Origin of the sequence: Pseudomonas idahonensis (genome assembly GCF_037903935.1) — a bacterium.
GTDB classification, from domain to species: domain Bacteria; phylum Pseudomonadota; class Gammaproteobacteria; order Pseudomonadales; family Pseudomonadaceae; genus Aquipseudomonas; species Aquipseudomonas danubii.
This window is the reverse complement of the sequence record NZ_CP149586.1, coordinates 6272538-6291191: the sequence shown is the minus strand read 5'-3', so window position 1 is coordinate 6291191 and position 18654 is coordinate 6272538. Positions and strand designations below refer to the sequence as shown.

Genomic DNA, 18654 nt, shown 5'->3' with positions numbered 1-18654 from the left:
ATTTGCTGTCCGGCCAAGCCTAGAACCTTGTCCCTTTGTTGCCCGCGCCAGCGTTACCAGGTCGTGGACTGTCCGCGCCGATCCACTTCGTACACCTTGTGCCGCAGCAGGCGTTCCTTGAGCCAGCGTTCGGCCTTGCCCATCACCCGTTGCCGGGCCCAGAGCAGGTCCACGCCCACCAGCCAGTCGGTGTGGGGATAGGCCCCCAGTTGCAGTTCCACCAGCTCGCCCTTGGCCAGTTCACGCTGGATCAGTTGCCGGGGCAGGGTGGCCCAGCCCAGGCCGGCGCGGACCATTTCCAGCAGCGCCAGGTAGTTTTCCGCCTGCCACAGTTGGCTGCAGCGCAGGTACTCGCTGCTGGGCAGCTTGTCGGCGTGGGCGCTGAAGGCCAGGCGTCGATGCCCATGCAGGTCGTCGAAGGTCACGTTGTCCAGCCGGGCCAGGGGATGATCCGGGTGGCAGACGTGCAACATGATCAACTTGCCCATCTGCTGGAACTCCAGCTCCTGGGGATAGCCCGGTTGCGAAAAGGCGATCCCCAGCACCGCATCGCCACGGGCCACCAGCTCACTGGCATCTCCGGACAGCGGATGACGGATCAGCAGGTCGACATAGGGGAAGGCCTGCTCGAACTCGCGCAAGACCGGCATCAGCGGGCCGTAAGGGGTTTCGATCACGATGGACAACTGCGGTTCCAGCGCCTCCGACAGGCAGTCGGCATTGGCTTGCAGGGTCAGGCAGCGCTCCAGCACCGCCTCGGCCTGCAGCAGCATCTTCTTTCCGCTGGCGGTCAGCACCGGGCTGCGGCTGCTGCGGTCGAACAGCTCCACCCCCAGGTCGGCCTCCAGGTTGGCAATGGCCACGCTGACCGTGGACTGGGTCTTGCCCAGCTTGCGGGCAGCGGCCGAGAACGAGCCGGTTTGTGCGGCCTGAACGAACATCTGCAGTTGTTCCAGTGAAAAGCGCATCGCGTCTCCCGCCCCCAGGACAGGGCTGTCCAATCCATCGTTAAAAACGATGGCTGCTCATTTGTTGCATCGTATTCAAGCACAGATCATGGGCGCCGACGTTCGTACATCCTGCCGGGGCATTGCCCCCGGATGCCTGCCAGAACAACAACAAGAGCTGCACTTTCAGGAGATCTGCGACATGAACATTCCCCGGGTTCACCCAGTGGACGAGGTCCTGCCCGTTCGCCAGTTGTTCACCTTCGGCCTGCAGCATGTGCTGGTGATGTATGCCGGTGCGGTGGCGGTGCCGTTGATTCTAGGCAATGCCCTGGGCTTGACTGCGGCCCAGGTGGTTTTACTGATCAACGCCAACCTGTTGACGTCCGGCGTTGCCACCCTGATCCAGACCCTGGGCTTCTGGCGCTTCGGCGCACGCTTGCCGTTGATCCAGGGCTGCTCCTTCATTGCCCTGGCGCCGATGATCATGATCGGCAAGCAGTTCGGCCTGGCCGAGGTGTTCGGCGCGGTAATCGCCGCCGGGGTCCTGACCATTGCCATGGCTCCGCTGTTCAGCCGTCTGCTGAGGTTCTTTCCACCGGTGGTGATCGGCAGTCTGATCACCATCATCGGCATTTCTTTGATGCCGGCGGCGGCCGTCTGGCTGGGGGGCGGCAACCCCGCCGCCGAGGATTTCGGCGCACCGGCCAACCTGTTGCTGGGGCTGGCCACGGTGGCGGTGACCCTGGTGATCTATGGCAAGTTCTCCGGCTTTATCGGCAACCTCAGTGTGCTGATCGGGCTGCTGGTGGGCAGCCTGATCGCTGCGGCCTGCGGCATGACCCACTTTACCCAGGTGGGCGAAGCGGCATGGTTCGAGCTGAGCCCGCCCATGGCCTTCGGGGTTCCGCAATTCTCCCTGATGCCGATCCTGATCATGACCCTGGCGATGCTGGTGATCATGGCCGAGACCACCGGCAACTGCCTGGCCATTGGCAAGCTCACCGGCAAGCCGACCACCCAGCGCACCCTGGGCGACGCCTTTCGCGCCGACGGCCTGTCCACCCTGCTCGGCGGCCTGTTCAACAGCTTCCCCTACAACGCCTTTACCCAGAACACCGGACTGATCGCGCTCTCCAAGATCAAGAGCCGCTTCGTGGTGGCGGCAGCCGGCGCGATCATGGTGCTCATGGGGCTGTTTCCCAAGCTCGGGGCGCTGGTGGCTGCGGTGCCGACCCCGGTACTGGGGGGCTGCGCCATCGTCATGTTCGGCATGACCACCGTGGCCGGCATCCAGGAGCTGTCACGGGTGAGGTTCGAGGGCACTGGCAACGGCATCATCGTCGCCGTGTCGGTCAGTGTCGGCGTGCTGCCGATGTCCTTTCCTTCGTTGTTCGCCCAGGCCCACGGCCCCCTCAAGTTGTTGCTGGAAAGCGGCATCTTCCTCGGCGCCCTCACCGCCATCGTGCTCAACCTGCTGCTCAATCCCCGCATGTCTGCGGCCCAAGAACTGGCCGCCCAGGCCGGGCTTGGTGACTGAAGACGGCTATCAGGCCCGCTTTTTTCGGCGGGCCCCTGTCCATGAAAAGGAGGTCAAGATGACCCAGATTCTTTCCCCCATCCCTGCCGGCGTCAGCCAGCTGGACCTGCAACTGCTGCGCCAGAGCATTGAGCTGGCCGAAGAGGCCAAGGCCCGCGGTCGCCACCCGTTCGCCGCCCTGGTGGCGGACCGCAACGGCAAGATCATTGCCAGTGCCGGCAACAACTCCATGCCCCCCGAAGGCGACCCGACCCAGCACGCCGAACTCGCCGCTGCCGCCAAGGCCGCAAGGCTCCTGGGCCCCGAGGAGCTGGCCCAGTGCACCCTGTACACCAGCGCCGAGCCCTGCTGCATGTGCGCCGGGGCCATCTACTGGACCGGGATTGGTCGGGTGGTCTACGCCCTGTCCGAACACGCCTTGCTGGCACTGACCGGCGATCACCCGGAAAATCCGACCTTTTCCCTGCCATGCCGTGAAGTCTTTGCCCGGGGGCAGCGGCAGATCCCGGTGCTGGGGCCGATGCTGGAACACGAAGCGGCCCAGGCTCACGTGGGGTTCTGGAAATGAACGGCGGAGTGTCCATCCATGTGGTGGATGTCGCCAGCGGCAAGGTGGCCGCAGGCATGCAGGTTCGGGTACGCCGCCTGGGCGAGGAGTGGCTCTGCGAAGGGCAGATTGCCGACAACGGCCTGCTGGCCCCGCTGAGCGAGCTGGCGGCCCGCTTCGACCGGGGCGTCTACGAGGTGGAGCTGGACGTGGCGGCGTTCTATCGAGCCCAGGGCCAGGCGTCACCGCAAGTGCCGTTTCTCGATGTGCTGGTGTATCGCTTCGGACTGGATGATCCGCGCCAGCACTACCATCTGCCGTTCAAGCTGACGGCCTGGGGTGTCTCGTGCTTTCGCGGCGGCGCCTGACTCCATGACCTGCGTAGGAGCGAGCTTGCTCGCGAAGCTTTTCCCGCCGCGACACGGGGCGGGGTCGGGCATGCTTCGCGGGCAAGCCCGCTCCTACCGGTGGCGGGTCATTCCTGGGCGATGGACTCGATGAACTCCGAGCGCTCGTCGCTCATCCGTGCCAGGCAATCATTGGTGGCGATGGTGTAGGCCTTGGTTCCGGGCTTGGCCGGGAAGGATTCCACCGCGCAGTCGGCGTCGCGCTGCTTCTGCCACAGCTGCTGGGCGTTCTTGACCTTGGCGCTGATGTCGGCCAGTTGCGCCTTGTCGTTGCCGTACAGGGTGCCCAGGCGTTCCAGCAGGCTTTGCACGTTGTCGCTCAGCAACTGCTCGGCGGTGGTGCGGTTGTAGGTCGCGCATTCCAGGGTCTGCACGTCGTTTTCCACGCCGTCGCAGGGCGTGCTGTCGGCCTCTTCGGCCGCCTGTACGCCGGTGGCTATCAATATCAAGGCCAGGAAGATCGGTTTCATTGCAGCACTGCCCCTCATCCAGTGAAGCTTTCGTTGAAGCGGCGAATTCTGGCGCAAGCCCCAGGCAAAGAACAGAGGGCGCCATGCCCCTACATCCGGCCCTTTGTCGGGTCTTGACGCTTTCGGCAATTCCCCTGTCGTTTTTGCACCGGGGCGCCCCGGCCCTCAAGCATATGCTGACCCCAAAGCGCCGGCAGACGATTCGGCGCAGGAATCGCCAATAAGGGGACAGCCTGATGAGCCCAGCCGAATTACACGCCGACAGCATCGTTATCGACGGGCTGATCATTGCCAAGTGGAACCGCGAGCTGTTCGAGGACATGCGCAAGGGCGGCCTGACCGCAGCCAACTGCACGGTGTCGGTTTGGGAAGGGTTTCAGGCCACGGTCAACAACATTGCCGCCAGCCAGAAACTGATTCGCGAAAACAGCGACCTGGTGATGCCGGTGCGCACCACCGCGGATATCCGCAAGGCCAAGGAAGTGGGCAAGACCGGCATCCTCTTCGGCTTCCAGAATGCCCACGCTTTCGAAGACCAGATCGGCTACGTCGAGGTGTTCAAGCAGCTGGGCGTGGGCATTGTGCAGATGTGCTACAACACCCAGAACCTGGTGGGCACCGGCTGCTACGAGCGTGATGGCGGGCTCTCGGGGTTCGGCCGCGAGATCGTCGCCGAGATGAACCGCGTCGGGGTCATGTGCGACCTGTCCCACGTCGGCTCCAAGACCAGCGAGGAAGTGATCCTCGAATCCAAGAAACCGGTCTGCTACTCCCACTGCCTGCCGTCCGGGCTCAAGGAGCACCCGCGCAACAAGTCCGACGCCGAGTTGAAATTCATCGCCGACCACGGCGGTTTCGTCGGCGTGACCATGTTCGCGCCGTTCCTGGCCAAGGGCATCGATTCGACCATCGACGATTACGCCGAAGCCATCGAATACACCATGAACATCGTCGGTGAGGATTCCATCGGCATCGGCACCGACTTCACCCAGGGCCACGGCCAGGACTTCTTCGAGTACCTGACCCACGACAAGGGCTACGCCCGGCGCCTGACCAACTTCGGCAAGATCATCAACCCCCTGGGCATCCGCACCGTGGGCGAGTTCCCCAACCTCACCGAGACCCTGCTCAAGCGCGGCCACAGCGAGCGCGTGGTGCGCAAGATCATGGGCGAGAACTGGGTCAGCGTCCTGAAGGACGTCTGGGGCGAATAAGGCCACCCCCCACAGCACATTCCTGTAGCCGCTGCCGCAGGCTGCGATCGGCTCCGAAGGAGACGCGCTCTTGCGGCCCTCGGAAGGCTCTTGGAGCCTTTTCGCAGCCTGCGGTAGCGGCTACAGACGTACTTATCCACAGAATTCCGGAGTTTTGAAACATGGCCAAGATCGCCCCGCAACTGCCTATCGAAGTCGACAGCGAAACCGGTGTCTGGACCTCCGACGCCCTGCCGATGCTCTACGTGCCACGGCATTTCTTCGTCAACAACCACATGGGCATCGAGGAAGTCCTGGGCGCCGATGCCTACGCCGAGATCCTCTACAAGGCCGGCTACAAGTCCGCCTGGCACTGGTGCGAAAAAGAAGCCGAATGCCACGGCCTGGAAGGCGTCGCAGTGTTCGAGCACTACATGAAGCGTCTGTCCCAGCGCGGCTGGGGCCTGTTCAAGATCCAGGACATCGACCTGGATAAAGGCACCGCCAGCGTCAAGCTCGAGCACTCGGCGTTCGTCTACGTGTACGGCAAGGTCGGGCGCAAGGTGGACTACATGTTCACCGGCTGGTTCGCCGGTGCCATGGACCAGATCCTGGAAGCCCGTGGCAGCAAGATCCGCACCGTGGCAGAGCAGGTTTACGGTGGTTCCGAAGAAGGCCACGACGATGGCCTGTTCGTCGTCAAACCGTTGTAAGCGGAGTTAAGAAAAATGGCTTTCGAAGCGATGTTCCAGCCGATCCAGATCGGCAAACTGACCATCCGCAACCGTGTGCTGAGCACCGCCCACGCTGAGGTCTATGCCACCGACGGCGGCATGACGACTGAACGGTATGTGAAGTACTACGAAGAAAAGGCCAAGGGCGGCATCGGCCTGGCCATCTGCGGTGGTTCCTCGGTGGTGGCCATCGACAGCCCCCAGGAATGGTGGAGCTCGGTGAACCTGTCCACCGACCGCATCATCCCGCACTTCCAGAACTTGGCCGACGCCATGCACAAGCATGGCGCCAAGATCATGATCCAGATTACCCACATGGGCCGCCGCTCGCGTTGGGACGGCTTCAACTGGCCGACCCTGATGTCGCCGTCCGGGGTGCGTGAGCCGGTGCACCGCGCCACTTGCAAGACCATCGAGCCGGAAGAGATCTGGCGGGTGATCGGCAACTACGCCCAGGCTGCGCGTCGGGCCAAGGCTGGCGGCCTGGACGGCGTCGAGCTGTCGGCGGTGCACCAGCACATGATCGACCAGTTCTGGAGCCCGCGGGTCAACAAGCGCACCGACGAATGGGGCGGCACTTTCGAGAAACGCATGCGCTTCGGCCTGGAAGTACTCAAGGCGGTGCGCGCTGAAGTGGGCGACGACTTCTGTGTCGGCATGCGCCTGTGTGGCGACGAATTCCACCCGGACGGCCTGTCCCACGAGGACATGAAGCAGATCGCCAAGTATTACGACGACACCGGCATGCTGGACTTCATCGGCGTGGTCGGCTCGGGCTGCGACACCCACAACACCCTGGCCAACGTGATCCCCAACATGAGCTTCCCGCCGGAGCCGTTCCTGCACCTGGCGGCGGGCATCAAGGAAGTGGTCAAGGTCCCGGTGCTGCACGCACAGAACATCAAGGACCCGAACCAGGCCACGCGGATTCTCGAAGGCGGTTACGTCGACATGGTCGGCATGACCCGCGCCCACATGGCCGACCCGCACCTGATCGCCAAGATCAAGATGGGCCAGATCGACCAGATCAAGCAGTGCGTCGGTGCCAACTATTGCATCGACCGCCAGTACCAGGGCCTGGACGTGCTGTGCATCCAGAACGCCGCCACCTCCCGTGAATACATGGGCGTGCCGCACATCATCGAGAAGACCACTGGCATCAAGCGCAAGGTGGTGGTGGTCGGCGCCGGCCCTGCCGGTATGGAAGCCGCTCGCGTGGCGGCCGAACGTGGCCACGACGTGACCCTGTTCGAGAAAAAAGACGCCATTGGCGGGCAGATCACCACCGCCTCCAAGGCCCCGCAACGGGATCAGATCGCCGGCATTACCCGCTGGTATCAGCTGGAACTGGCGCGCTTGAAAGTCGACCTGCGCCTGGGCACCGCGGCGGACACCGCGACCATCCTCGACCTGCGCCCCGACGTGGTGGTGCTGGCCGTGGGCGGCCATCCGTTCATCGAGCAGAACGAGCACTGGGGCGCCGCCGAAGGGTTGGTGGTCAGCAGCTGGGACATCCTCGACGGCAAGGTGGCGCCGGGCAAGAACGTGCTGGTGTACGACACCATCTGCGAGTTCACCGGCATGTCGGTCACCGACTTCATCGCCGACAAGGGCTCGCAAGTGGAGATCGTCACCGACGACATCAAGCCGGGCATCGCCGTGGGCGGCACCTCGTTCCCTACCTACTACCGCAGCCTGTACCCCAAGGAAGTGATCATGACCGGGGACCTGACCCTGGAGAAGGTCTACCGCGAGGGCGACAAGCTGGTGGCGGTGCTGGAGAACGAATACACCGGCGCCCGCGAAGAGCGGGTGGTGGATCAGGTGGTGGTGGAAAACGGCGTGCGTCCTGACGAAGAGCTCTACTACGGGCTCAAGGAAGGTTCGCGCAACAAAGGCCAGATGGACGTCGAGGCGCTGTTCGCGATCAAGCCGCAGCCGTGCCTGAGCGAGACGGGGGAGGGCTACCTGTTGTTCCGCATCGGCGACTGCGTATCCCAGCGCAACACCCATGCTGCGATCTACGACGCACTGCGCCTGTGCAAGGATTTCTAAGCCACCTGTAGCCGCTGCCGCAGGCTGCGATAAGGCCCGAAGGGCCTTCCGGGGCCCTCAAGAGCATCTGTCCTGTGACGCAGTGCCGCCCGGGCGCAGCCTGCGGCAGCGGCTACAACGACCGACCCGGTCTTTGGGAGCTCCACCATGTTGAACACCCTTCTTCCCATTCTGTTGTTCGCCGCCGTCGGCCTCGCGGTCCTCGGCGCGCTGCGGCGCGTGGCCATGTGGCGCCAGGGGCGAGCCTCCAAGGTCGATCTGATCGGCGGGCTGCTGGCCATGCCCAAGCGCTACATGGTGGATCTGCACCATGTGGTGGCCCGGGACAAATACATGGCCAACACCCACGTGGCCACGGCGGGCGGCTTTGTCCTGGCGGCGGTGCTGGCGATCCTGGTGCATGGTTTTGGTCTGCATAACCGCATCCTCGGCTACGCCTTGCTGCTGGCGACCACGCTGATGTTCGTCGGCGCGCTGTTCGTCGCCAAGCGTCGGCGCAACCCACCGGAACGCCTGTCCAAGGGCCCGTGGATGCGCCTGCCGAAAAGCCTGCTGGCGTTCTCGGTGAGTTTCTTTGTGGTGACCTTGCCGGTGGCGGGCATCCTTCCCGAACATTTCGGTGGCTGGCTGCTGGCGACGATTCTGGCGGTCGGTGTGCTGTGGGGCGTGTCCGAGCTGTTCTTCGGCATGACCTGGGGCGGGCCGATGAAGCACGCCTTCGCTGGCGCCTTGCACCTGGCCTGGCACCGTCGCGCGGAACGCTTTGGTGGTGGCCGTTCCACGGGCCTTAAGCCCCTGGACCTGGAAGACCCGAGCGCGCCTTTGGGGGTGGAAAAGCCCAAGGATTTCACCTGGAACCAGCTGCTGGGCTTCGACGCCTGCGTGCAGTGCGGCAAGTGCGAGGCGGCGTGCCCGGCCTTCGCCGCCGGCCAGCCGCTGAACCCGAAGAAGCTGATCCAGGACATGGTGGTCGGCCTGGCTGGTGGCACCGACGCGCAGTTCGCTGGTAGCCCTTACCCAGGAAAGCCCATCGGCGAACATGGCGGCCATCCGCACCAGCCTATCGTCAACGGCCTGGTGGACGCCGAGACCCTGTGGTCCTGCACCACCTGCCGGGCCTGCGTCGAGGAATGCCCGATGATGATCGAGCACGTCGATGCCATCGTCGACATGCGTCGCCATCTGACCCTGGAGAAGGGCGCGACGCCGAACAAGGGCGCCGAGGTCCTGGAAAACCTCATCGCCACCGACAACCCCGGCGGCTTCAACCCGGGCGGACGGATGAACTGGGCGGCGGACCTGAACCTGTCCCTGCTTAGCGACAAGCAGAGTACCGATGTGCTGTTCTGGGTCGGCGACGGCGCCTTCGACATGCGCAACCAGCGCACCCTGCGCGCCTTCGTCAAAGTGCTGAAAGCGGCCAAAGTGGACTTCGCCGTGCTCGGCCTGGAAGAGCGTGACAGCGGCGATGTGGCCCGGCGCCTGGGCGACGAAGCAACCTTCCAGCTGTTGGCCAAGCGCAATATCCAGACCCTGGCCAAGTACCGCTTCAAGCGCATCGTCACCTGCGATCCCCACAGTTTCCATGTGCTGAAAAACGAGTACGGCGCCTTCAACGGCCACTATCTGGTGCAGCACCACAGCACTTACCTGGCCGAACTGATCGGCGCCGGTGCGCTGAACCTGGGCCAGCACAAAGGCAGCAGCGTGACCTATCACGATCCTTGCTACCTGGGCCGCTACAACGGCGAGTACCAAGCCCCTCGGGACGTACTGCGGGCCCTGGGCATCGAGATCAAGGAAATGCAGCGCTCGGGCTTCCGTTCCCGTTGCTGCGGCGGTGGCGGCGGGGCGCCGATCACCGACATTCCGGGCAAGCAACGGATACCCGACATGCGCATGGAAGACATCCGCGAGACCGGCGCCGAGCTGGTGGCCGTGGGTTGTCCACAGTGCACGGCCATGCTCGAAGGGGTGGTAGAGCCGCGGCCGATGATCAAGGACATCGCCGAACTGGTGGCCGATGCCTTGCTCGAAGACGCCGCCCCGGGCAAAGCGCCGGCGTCGGTGAAACCCGAACCTGCGGAGGTGCACTGATGAGCGACATTATCCGCCGCGATCCCCGGGCCGAATGGATTGCCCGCAACCGCCTGCACCCGCTACACGCGGCCATGCAGCCGGCGCAACACAGCTGGATGGGGCCCAATGGCCTGATCCGCAAGAATCCCCATGGCATCGGTTTTATCGGCCCCAACGGCCTCAAGCGCATCGACCGCAGTGGCGCCCAGCAGGGCGGTAGCGCCAAGCGCACGGCCGCGGCCGAGGTGCAGTTGCCGCTGCATCAGGTGGCGCAGCCGGCGTTCTACATCAGCGTGGTGCCGGACATGGTCGGCGGCCGCCTGAGCAGCCACGACCGCGACCTGCTGGGCCTGGCCCGCCAGTTGGCGGGCCAGGACGGCGCGGTGCTGGCGGTGGTGTTTGGCGAGCACAAGGAATCGGCCTTTGCCACGGCCGGCGTCGACCGCCTGCTGGTGCTGCAAGGCAGCGAGTTCGACGGTTATGCACCGGAACAACGGGTGCAGGGCCTGCGGGCTGTGGATAACCAGTTCAGCCCGCGTCACTGGCTGCTGCCCGACAGCCGCAGCGGTGGCGGCGAACTGGGCCGGCGTTTGGCCGCGGCCCTGGGCGAACGCCCGGCGACCCGGGTCTGGCAGGTCAAGGACGGGCAGTGCATCGGCCGTGCCGGTGCCGGGCTGCAGGACCTGGCGCGGCCAGCGCCACGCTTGATCCTGGCCGCCGCCGAATGCGCCGAGCCGGTCAGCGAAACCCGCCACGAAGCCTTGCCGGTGGAGTTATCCACAACGGTGGCCCGCAGTCTGGCGCGGATCGAGGATCTGGGCGCGGTGGCGGTGGACCCGGCGGCGATTCCCATGGCCGAGGCCGAATTCATCTTTTCCGGGGGCAACGGGGTCAAGGACTGGCCACTGTTTCACCAGACCGCCGCGGCCCTGGGTGCTACCGAAGGCGCCTCGCGGGTGGCGGTGGACGACGGCTTCATGGCCCGGGATCGGCAAGTGGGGGCCAGCGGCATCTGGGTCACCGCGCGGGTCTACGTGGCGGTGGGGATTTCCGGGGCGATCCAGCACCTGCAGGGCATCGGCGCCTGCGACAAGGTGGTGGCCATCAACCTCGACCCGGGCTGCGACATGATCAAACGCGCCGACTTGTCGGTGATTGGCGACAGCGCGGAAATTCTCAAGGCCTTGATCGCGGCGGTAGCGGCTTACCGCAACGATGCCAAGCGCGATGCCGCTTAAGGGGACGTTATGAACAGCACTGTGATCAGCCTGGTATCGATAGGCGCTCACCCGACCTCCGGCCGTCCACGGCGTGCCGAGCAAGACGCCCGTGCGGTGGAACTGGGCCTGCAACTGGCGGGGGACAAACTGCAGGTGCTGCATGCCGGCGACGTCGCCGAACCGGCCCTGCGCGCTTACCTGGGCATGGGCCTGGACCAGTTGCACGTGCTGGAGCAACCGGCAGGCGCCGATGCTTTGCCGATCCTGACCCAGTACCTGCGCGACGCGGGCGCTCAGATGGTGCTCACCGGCAGCCAGGCAGAAACCGGCGAAGGCTCCGGCATGCTGCCGTTTTTGCTGGCGGAAAACCTCGGCTGGCCGCTGGTGGTGGGACTGGCGCAAGTCGAATCCCTGGCCGATGGCGTGGCCCATGTCCTGCAAGCCTTGCCCCGTGGCCAGCGGCGGCGGCTCAAGGTGCGCCTGCCGTTTCTCGCCACTGTGGATAACGCCGCGCCGAAACCGCGTCAGAGCGCCTATGGCCCGGCGCGCCGTGGTCTGTTGCAGGCCGATCAGGTCGTGGTGGTGGAAGACGAGTTATTCACAGCCTCCAGCCTGCAACCGGCCAAACCGCGGCCCAAGCGCCTGAAAGTGATCAAGGCCAAGAGCGGCGCGGATCGCATGAAGGCCGCCACCGCCAAGGCCAGCGGCGGCACCGGCCAAGTGCTCAAGGGCGTGAGCCCCGAGGCCGGCGCCGAGGCCATTCTCAAGTTGCTCATCGAAGAGGGCGTGGTCCGCTGAGCTCAGGCTTATGCACAGCCCTCGGGCCGTGCACCCACCTCTGGGCACCGCCGTTCGCTGGCAAGCCAGCTCCTACCAGGGAAATCGCGCCTGCACCCGCCGTAGGAGCCGGCTTGTCGGCGAAGGGGCCGCTAGGGTTTTGCTCACCTCTGGGCATCGTCGTTCCCTGGCAAGCCAGCTCCGATAAGGGGCTGGTGGGTTTACTCACAATCCCTGTGTGCGTACCTGTGGATAAGGTGTTCGCGCCTTGCTCAAGCCCTTGTGGAACAAGCCCTGTAGCCGTCTGTTCGAATTTTGATCAGTCTAAGCTGGCGATTTTCATGGCTTTTTTTCCAGGGCAGGGAAGTAGTCGAAGAGACTTTTGCACAGCACTTGCCCCCAAAGTCTGTTGGCGCTTCTGTGGATAAGATGTTCGCTTAGCGCTGCAGGCCCCGTAGAACCTGAGTTTGAATGGTTTGATCAAAAAACATCCAAATACGCTGTTCAGGCTCGATTATTCGGGTAAAGCCTCGATATTTCGCGGCCTCCAGGGGTTTTCCACAGTTGCTGATGCTTCTGACCCCAGTTGCCCCCAAAGTCTGTTGGCCGTTCTGTGGATAAGGTGTTCGCCTTCCTCTACAGGCCTCTGAATACGTGCCTTTCAGAGCTTTGTTCAATAATTGATCAATTGCCGGCAAAACCGCTGTTTTCCCATAAGTCACGGATTTTCTTGGCATTGCCTGCTGAAATATCCCCAACCCTCGCTCATTTGCCCACAGTTGCTGTGGGCCAAGGTGTGGATAACATGTTCGCGGAAGGCTGCACCCCCTGTAATCCATAGCGTGTACGGCAATAGATCAAATTTCGTACAGTTCTAATGGCTTTCTTGACAGTGATAGGTGGCCTGTCTTCACTGATGCCACAAGGACTTAGCGGCAACTTATCCACATCCGGCTCAGGGAGTGCAGGCAATGGATTGTCGTTTATCGCAGGTTTATCCGACCGGGGCCCCCCTCCCTAGACGTACCCGTCGCCGTGCCGCCAACCAGCGCGCACGTCTGTAGCCCTGCCCTTCGTTTTGTCCCTTCACTGCTTGTGTTTCAGGCGCCAAGGCCTGCCTGTTCGGCTGCCTGCGCGCTGACGGATGCACCCATTAGAGGCGACCACAGAGTTGCCCCATCAGCCTGAGAGGAACCCCGCCATGACTCGGATCGCGACCCCCATCAGCGAGATCCAGGAACACTACGACGTTGTTGTCATCGGTTCCGGCTACGGAGGTGGCATCGCCGCTTCCCGATTGTCCCGGGCCGGTCGGCGTGTCTGCCTGCTGGAGCGAGGGCGGGAGATCCAGCCGGGCGAGTACCCCAACACCCTGGCTACTGCCACCGAAGAGCTGCAGGTGCATGACCCCGACGGCCACATCGGTTCGCGCACCGGGCTCTTCGATCTGCACGTCAACGCCCAGCAGAACGTGGTGGTCGGTTGCGGCCTGGGAGGCACGTCGCTGATCAATGCCAACGTCGCCCTGGAGCCCGAACCCGGGGTCTTCGACGACCCGCGCTGGCCCCGGGCGGTGCGCGAGCATCGCGATACCCTGCTCAAGGAGGGATATGCCCGGGCCCGGGAGATGCTCAAGCCCAATCCCTATCCCGACTCGGCGCCGACCTTGCCCAAGCTCCAGGCCAACCAGAAGTCCGCGGAGTATCTCAAGCAGGGTGCGCACTTCTACAAGCCGCCGATCAACGTGACCTTCGCCAAGCTGCCCAACAACCTCAACCATGTCGGGGTCGAGCAACTGCCGTGCAACCACTGTGGCGACTGTGTCTCGGGCTGTAACAACAAGGCCAAGAACACCACCTTGATGAATTACCTGCCGGACGCCAGCAATCATGGCGCCGAGATTTTCTGCCAGGCCGAAGTGCGCTACCTGGAGCGGGAGGGCGATGGCTGGATCGTGCATTTCCAATACCTGGACAGCGGTCGCGAGAAGTTCTCGGCGCCGACCCTGTTCGTCAAGGCCGACATTGTGGTGCTCAGTGCCGGCACCCTGGGTTCCACGGAAATTCTCCTGCGCTCCAAGGCCAAGGGCCTGTCCACCTCGGACCAGCTGGGTGAGCACATGAGCGGTAACGGCGACATCCTCGGGTTCGGCCACAACTGTGAGCAGACCATCAACGGCATCGGCTTCGGCACCCATTCGGCCAGTGAGCTCAAACCCGTGGGGCCGTGCATCACCTCCATCATCGACATGCGCACCGAAGGCGACTGGCGCAGCCGCATGGTCATCGAGGAGGGGTCGATTCCCGGTGCCCTGGGCCGGGCCATGGTGCCCAGCATGGCGCTGTTTGCCGCGACCCTGGGCAAGGCCACCGACAACAGCCTCAGCGCTCAGTTGGGCTACAAGGAGCGCGAGGCCGAGAGCTTTCTGCGAGGGCCTTATTACGGTGCGCTGCACAACATGCAGACCTACCTGATCATGAGCCATGACGATGGCCGCGGCCGCATGCTGCTGGACGCCAAGGATCAACTGCGCATCGACTGGCCGGGCGTTGGCCAGCAGCCCAACGTGATTCTTGGCAACGAGCGCCTGTACCAGAGCACCAAGGCGCTGGGCGGAGTCTGGGTGGAGAACCCGATCTGGACCAAGCTGCTCAAGCACAGCATCGTTTCGGTGCACCCGCTGGGCGGCTGCGTCATGGGCGAAGACGCCGCTCAGGGGGTGGTCAACCACAAAGGCCAGGTGTTTTGCGGCGCCAGCGGCACCGAGGTCTATCCCGGGTTGTATGTGGCGGACGGCGCGGTGATTCCGACTTCACTGGCGGTCAATCCGCTGCTGACCATCTCGGCGGTCAGCGAGCGCAACATGCGCCTGCTGGCTGAGGATCGCGGCTGGAAGATTGACTACAGCCTGCCCTCGGCCCCCAGCAAGGCGGTGCCGGCACCGACCCTGGGCGTGCAGTTCACCGAGACCATGAAGGGATATTTTTCCACGGCCTTCACCCAGCCCCAGGGCACCGATCTGGCGCTCTATCAGGAGGCGGCCAAGCGCGGCGAGGCGCAGAACTCTCCCATCGAGTTCACCCTGACCATCACGGCCAACGACCTCAACCGGATGATCAAGGAGCCCGAGCACGCCGCCACCCTGGTGGGCACCCTGGAGGCTCCGGCGCTGTCGGCTCAGCCCCTGGTGGCCAGCCACGGGGTGTTCAACCTGTTCGAGGAGTTCCAGCAGCAGGTGGGCGTGCGCCACATGAACTACGACATGCGCCTGACCGCCGAGGACGGCAACCAGTACTACTTCAGCGCGTTCAAGACCGTGCCCGAGGATCACGGCGTGCTGAACATCTGGCCCGACACCAGCACCCTGTACGTGACCCTGTACCGCGGCCAGGACAAGAGCGGCCCGGTGCTGGGCTCCGGGGTGATGCACATCCTGCCGGCGGACTTCGCCAGGCAGATGACCACCATGAAGGTGCTCAATGCGCGCAACGAGCGTGAGCGCATCGAGGCCCTGGCGCGCTTCGGCAAGTTCTTCGCCGGGATTCTCTGGGAGAGCTACGGCGGCGTGTTCGCCGGAGACATCTACTTCAACCCCGACGCGCCGCCGCGGAACAAGCGGCCCCTGGATGCGCCAGTGCCCACGGTGCAGTTCTTCGAGACCGAAGACCGGGTGCAGCTGCGCCTGACCCGCTACCAGGCCGGCAGCAAAGGCCCGGTGATGCTGGTGCACGGGCTTGGCGTGGGCTCCAACATCTTCTCCACCGACACCATCCAGACCAACCTGCTGGAGTACCTGTGCAAGCACGACTATGACGTCTGGCTCCTGGATTTCCGGGTCAGCATCCTGTTGCCGGCGAGCAAGCGGGAATGCAATGGCGACCAGATCGCGGCCTATGATTTCAAGGCCGCCATCGGCCAGATCAAGCAGGCGACCGGGGCCCGTGACGTGCAATGCGTGGTGCATTGCTACGGCGCCACGACCTTCTTCATGTCGCTGCTGGCGGGCCTGGAGGACGTGCGCTCGGTGGTCTGCTCGCAGATTGCCGCCGATACCGTGGTGGCCACCGCCACCGGGATCAAGGCCGGATTGCACCTGCCGGGCATGCTCGACGCCATCGGCATCAAGTCCCTGACGGCCTACGCCGACAGCAAGGAAAGCCTGTTCAACCGCCTCTACGACACGGCGCTCAACGGCTACGCGCGGATCGAGGCCCAGGGTTACTGCACCAATCCGGTGTGCCACCGCATCACCTTCATGTACGCCTCGCTGTACCGCCATGACACCCTCAACCAGACCCTGCACGACAACCTGCACGAGCTGTTCGGCGCCTCCAACATCGAGACCTTCGAGCATCTGGCACTGATCTGTCGCAAGGGGCACCTGGTGGACTTCAAGGGGCGTGACGTCTACATGCCGCATTTCGATCGGCTGAAGTTGCCCATCTGCTTTATCAGTGGCGCCGACAACCAGTGCTACCTGCCGCTAAGCACGCAGAAGACCTATGAACGCCTGTGCCAACTGCATGGCCCCGAGTTGTTCAGCCGCCACGTGGTGCCGGGTTACGGACACATCGACTGCATCTTCGGCAAGAACGCGGTGGTCGACGTGTACCCGCTGATGCTGGCGCACCTGGAAAAGACCGCCCGGGGCTGACCCAGGCCAGCCCGCGGCAAGATCGCCGCGGGCCCGCTCCAGATCAGGCAACAGGCACCGCAGCAAGCGCGCTTGGAGGCCAAGTGCAGGCTGCGGCGGCCGCTACACATGGATGCAGGGAAGGTTGATATGAACGCTTATATCCGCTGGTTCCAACGCTTCATCTGGCTGGGCATCGCCATGAACATGGTGTTCGCCCTGCCGGCGCTGTTTGCCCCGGCGCTGCTGACCGCGGTGGTCGGCCTGCCGCCGGTGCTGTCCGACCCCTGGCTGGAAAACACCGGCATGCTGCTGGTGGGCATCAGCCTGTTCTACATGCCTTCGGGCTGTAACGCGCCGCGCTTCGTGGTGCATTCCTGGCTGTGCGTGCTGTCGCGGCTGATCGCCGTGGCGTTCTGGATCTACCTGATCAATACCAGCAACCAGGCCCAGGTGTTCGTGCCCATGCTGATGGGCGACCTCAGCATGTTCCTGATCCTCGGCATCCTGCTGTACCTGGGCAGTGCCCCGGCCAACCGGCCCTGGGCCCTGCTCTGTGCCGGGCTGCACGACTGGCGCCAGTACTGGGCCGCCTGCTGGAAGCGCCACAGCTTTCGCGTGGGCAGCCTGGTCCTGCTGCTGGTCCTGGGGGTGGTCGGTTATGCCACGTGGGTCAACATGATTCGCGAGGTGCCCCAGCCGCCGGAAGCCTCCGACGAGGATCACTTCAAGTACGCCGCCATCGGCCTGGGGATCGAAGCGCGGATTCCTTACTACCTGTTTGCCGTGCTGCCGCAACTGTGCCCGGAAAAACTCCCGCGCCCCGGCGGTTACGAGGTCTTCGGCTTCCTCTACGAGAACGGCCGGGACCTGCCGGTGGGCATGGCCAAGCGGCAGCTCGGCTACCCCACGGTGGAGCCCAACTGCGCCCTGTGCCACACCGGTGCCTACCGGGCCAGCGCCAGCGATGTGTCCCAGGTGGTGCCCACCGCACCGGCCAACCTGATGCAGCTCCAGGCCTTCCAGTGGTTCGCCTACGATTGCGCCAGCGATCCGAAATTCACCGTGGATGCGCTGATGAACGCGATCAACGCCAAGTTCCAGCTGGGCTTTGTCGAACGCCTGTACAACCGCTACCTGATCATGCCCATGGCCAAGAGCGCGCTGCTCAAGCAGAAGCAGGCCTATGCCTGGCAGAAGCTGCGGCCGCAGCAAGGGCCAGGGCGCACCGACACCTTCAACCCGACCAAGATGGTGGTGTTCGGCTTCCCCAACGACTCCACCATCGGCACCGTGGACCTGCCGCAGATCTGGAACCAGAAGCCGCGGGAATCGATGTACCTGCACTGGGACGGCAACAACAACCAGATCCGCGAGCGCAACTACGCGGCGGCGATGGCGGTGGGCGCGACTCCGGAATCGGTGCTGCCTGAGAGCTTCAACCGTGTCACCAACTGGCTGCTGGGGCACAAACCGCCGGCCTGGCCGTTCGCCCTCGACCAGGCCAAGGTGGCGCAGGGCAAGCCGCTGTGGGAGGCCAACTGTGCCGGTTGCCATGATTTCGGCAAGGCCGACACCGGCCAGGTCACGACCAATATCCAGACGCTGGGCACCGATCCCCACCGCCTGGACTCCTTCACCACCGGCCTGGTGCAAGCCTTCCATGGGTTCAAGAAGCCGCCTTTCGATTTCGGTGCCTATCGCAAGACCCAGAGCTACAGCAACACCCCCACCGACGGTGTCTGGCTGCGGGCGCCTTATCTGCACAACGGCTCGGTGCCGAGCCTCTGGGACCTGTTGCAGGCTCCGGAATTGCGGCCCCAGGTGTTCTACACCGGCTCGGATGTGTATGACCCGCAGAAGGTCGGTTTCATCACCAGTGGCGCGGCGGTGCAGGGGCCGGGCTCCTTCAAGTACGACACCCACCTGGAGGGCAACAGCAACAGCGGCCATCTGTACGGCACGCAGCTTTCCGCAGAGCAGAAGTGGCAGTTGATCGAATACATGAAGACCCTGTGACGCCCGTTCGGCGTTTGGGCAAAGGGACCATCA

The 18654-nt window shown here is 64.1% G+C and carries 13 protein-coding genes; 11 read left to right on the top strand and 2 right to left on the bottom strand.

Translation table 11 applies throughout. The annotated features are described in order from the left end of the window. Positions 1 to 53: 53 nt before the first annotated feature. Positions 54 to 968, bottom strand: a complete 915-nt coding sequence (locus tag WIN67_RS28485; RefSeq protein ID WP_102881103.1) for a LysR family transcriptional regulator — start codon at positions 966 to 968, stop codon at positions 54 to 56. Positions 969 to 1149: 181 nt separating this feature from the next. Here WIN67_RS28485 and WIN67_RS28480 point away from each other — a divergent pair, with 181 nt between their 5' ends. The 3 genes from WIN67_RS28480 to WIN67_RS28470 are packed head-to-tail and all read left to right on the top strand — an operon-like array spanning position 1150 to position 3402. Continuing rightward, positions 1150 to 2487 (top strand): nucleobase:cation symporter-2 family protein, encoded by a 1338-nt coding sequence (locus WIN67_RS28480; protein ID WP_339070349.1) that lies wholly within the window; start codon positions 1150 to 1152, stop codon positions 2485 to 2487. Positions 2488 to 2545: 58 nt separating this feature from the next. Next, a complete protein-coding gene (locus tag WIN67_RS28475) occupies positions 2546 to 3055 on the top strand; it encodes a nucleoside deaminase (RefSeq protein WP_102881101.1) in 510 nt (169 codons plus the stop codon). Next, the gene (locus tag WIN67_RS28470; RefSeq protein WP_102881100.1) at positions 3052 to 3402 is read left to right on the top strand and encodes a hydroxyisourate hydrolase; all 351 of its coding nucleotides are present in this window, start codon (positions 3052 to 3054) and stop codon (positions 3400 to 3402) included. Before WIN67_RS28475 ends, WIN67_RS28470 begins: the two co-directional genes overlap by 4 nt. 107 nt (positions 3403 to 3509) lie before the next feature. Here the strand turns inward: WIN67_RS28470 and WIN67_RS28465 are convergent, their stop codons facing one another. After that, a complete protein-coding gene (locus WIN67_RS28465; protein ID WP_110594409.1) occupies positions 3510 to 3911 on the bottom strand; it encodes a lysozyme inhibitor LprI family protein in 402 nt (133 codons plus the stop codon). 236 nt (positions 3912 to 4147) lie between these two features. Between WIN67_RS28465 and WIN67_RS28460 the strand changes: the two genes are divergently transcribed. The 8 genes from WIN67_RS28460 (at position 4148) to WIN67_RS28425 (ending at position 18621) form a co-directional block, all read left to right on the top strand. Next, on the top strand, positions 4148 to 5125 hold the full coding sequence (locus tag WIN67_RS28460) for a dipeptidase (protein ID WP_102861999.1): 978 nt from the start codon (positions 4148 to 4150) through the stop codon (positions 5123 to 5125). Positions 5126 to 5286: 161 nt separating this feature from the next. Beyond that, positions 5287 to 5817, top strand: coding sequence for a 4-vinyl reductase (locus WIN67_RS28455; protein WP_102881098.1), 531 nt, complete (start codon positions 5287 to 5289; stop codon positions 5815 to 5817). A gap of 15 nt (positions 5818 to 5832) precedes the next feature. Further along, a complete protein-coding gene (gene dgcA / locus WIN67_RS28450; RefSeq protein WP_102881097.1) occupies positions 5833 to 7893 on the top strand; it encodes a dimethylglycine demethylation protein DgcA in 2061 nt (686 codons plus the stop codon). A 147-nt stretch (positions 7894 to 8040) separates the two neighbouring features. Continuing rightward, positions 8041 to 9990 (top strand): dimethylglycine demethylation protein DgcB, encoded by a 1950-nt coding sequence (gene dgcB, locus WIN67_RS28445; RefSeq protein WP_339070347.1) that lies wholly within the window; start codon positions 8041 to 8043, stop codon positions 9988 to 9990. Then, positions 9990 to 11210 (top strand): electron transfer flavoprotein subunit alpha/FixB family protein, encoded by a 1221-nt coding sequence (locus WIN67_RS28440; RefSeq protein WP_110594416.1) that lies wholly within the window; start codon positions 9990 to 9992, stop codon positions 11208 to 11210. Before dgcB ends, WIN67_RS28440 begins: the two co-directional genes overlap by 1 nt. 9 nt (positions 11211 to 11219) lie before the next feature. Further along, positions 11220 to 11990, top strand: coding sequence for an electron transfer flavoprotein subunit beta (locus WIN67_RS28435; protein ID WP_339070346.1), 771 nt, complete (start codon positions 11220 to 11222; stop codon positions 11988 to 11990). Between the two features lie 1180 nt (positions 11991 to 13170). Then, on the top strand, positions 13171 to 16623 hold the full coding sequence (locus WIN67_RS28430) for an alpha/beta fold hydrolase (RefSeq protein WP_339070345.1): 3453 nt from the start codon (positions 13171 to 13173) through the stop codon (positions 16621 to 16623). Positions 16624 to 16752: 129 nt separating this feature from the next. Beyond that, complete coding sequence (locus tag WIN67_RS28425) at positions 16753 to 18621, top strand: hypothetical protein (protein ID WP_339070344.1); 1869 nt, start codon at positions 16753 to 16755, stop codon at positions 18619 to 18621. Positions 18622 to 18654: the final 33 nt, after the last annotated feature.

What these genes read in the sequence shown, in the direction of transcription:
- WIN67_RS28485 (WP_102881103.1), bottom strand. Translation starts at nt 968, where the DNA reads ATGCGCTTTTCACTGGAACAACTGCAGATGTTCGTTCAGGCCGCACAA.
- WIN67_RS28480 (WP_339070349.1), top strand. Translation starts at nt 1,150, where the DNA reads ATGAACATTCCCCGGGTTCACCCAGTGGACGAGGTCCTGCCCGTTCGC.
- WIN67_RS28475 (WP_102881101.1), top strand. Translation starts at nt 2,546, where the DNA reads ATGACCCAGATTCTTTCCCCCATCCCTGCCGGCGTCAGCCAGCTGGAC.
- WIN67_RS28470 (WP_102881100.1), top strand. Translation starts at nt 3,052, where the DNA reads ATGAACGGCGGAGTGTCCATCCATGTGGTGGATGTCGCCAGCGGCAAG.
- WIN67_RS28465 (WP_110594409.1), bottom strand. Translation starts at nt 3,911, where the DNA reads ATGAAACCGATCTTCCTGGCCTTGATATTGATAGCCACCGGCGTACAG.
- WIN67_RS28460 (WP_102861999.1), top strand. Translation starts at nt 4,148, where the DNA reads ATGAGCCCAGCCGAATTACACGCCGACAGCATCGTTATCGACGGGCTG.
- WIN67_RS28455 (WP_102881098.1), top strand. Translation starts at nt 5,287, where the DNA reads ATGGCCAAGATCGCCCCGCAACTGCCTATCGAAGTCGACAGCGAAACC.
- dgcA (WP_102881097.1), top strand. Translation starts at nt 5,833, where the DNA reads ATGGCTTTCGAAGCGATGTTCCAGCCGATCCAGATCGGCAAACTGACC.
- dgcB (WP_339070347.1), top strand. Translation starts at nt 8,041, where the DNA reads ATGTTGAACACCCTTCTTCCCATTCTGTTGTTCGCCGCCGTCGGCCTC.
- WIN67_RS28440 (WP_110594416.1), top strand. Translation starts at nt 9,990, where the DNA reads ATGAGCGACATTATCCGCCGCGATCCCCGGGCCGAATGGATTGCCCGC.
- WIN67_RS28435 (WP_339070346.1), top strand. Translation starts at nt 11,220, where the DNA reads ATGAACAGCACTGTGATCAGCCTGGTATCGATAGGCGCTCACCCGACC.
- WIN67_RS28430 (WP_339070345.1), top strand. Translation starts at nt 13,171, where the DNA reads ATGACTCGGATCGCGACCCCCATCAGCGAGATCCAGGAACACTACGAC.
- WIN67_RS28425 (WP_339070344.1), top strand. Translation starts at nt 16,753, where the DNA reads ATGAACGCTTATATCCGCTGGTTCCAACGCTTCATCTGGCTGGGCATC.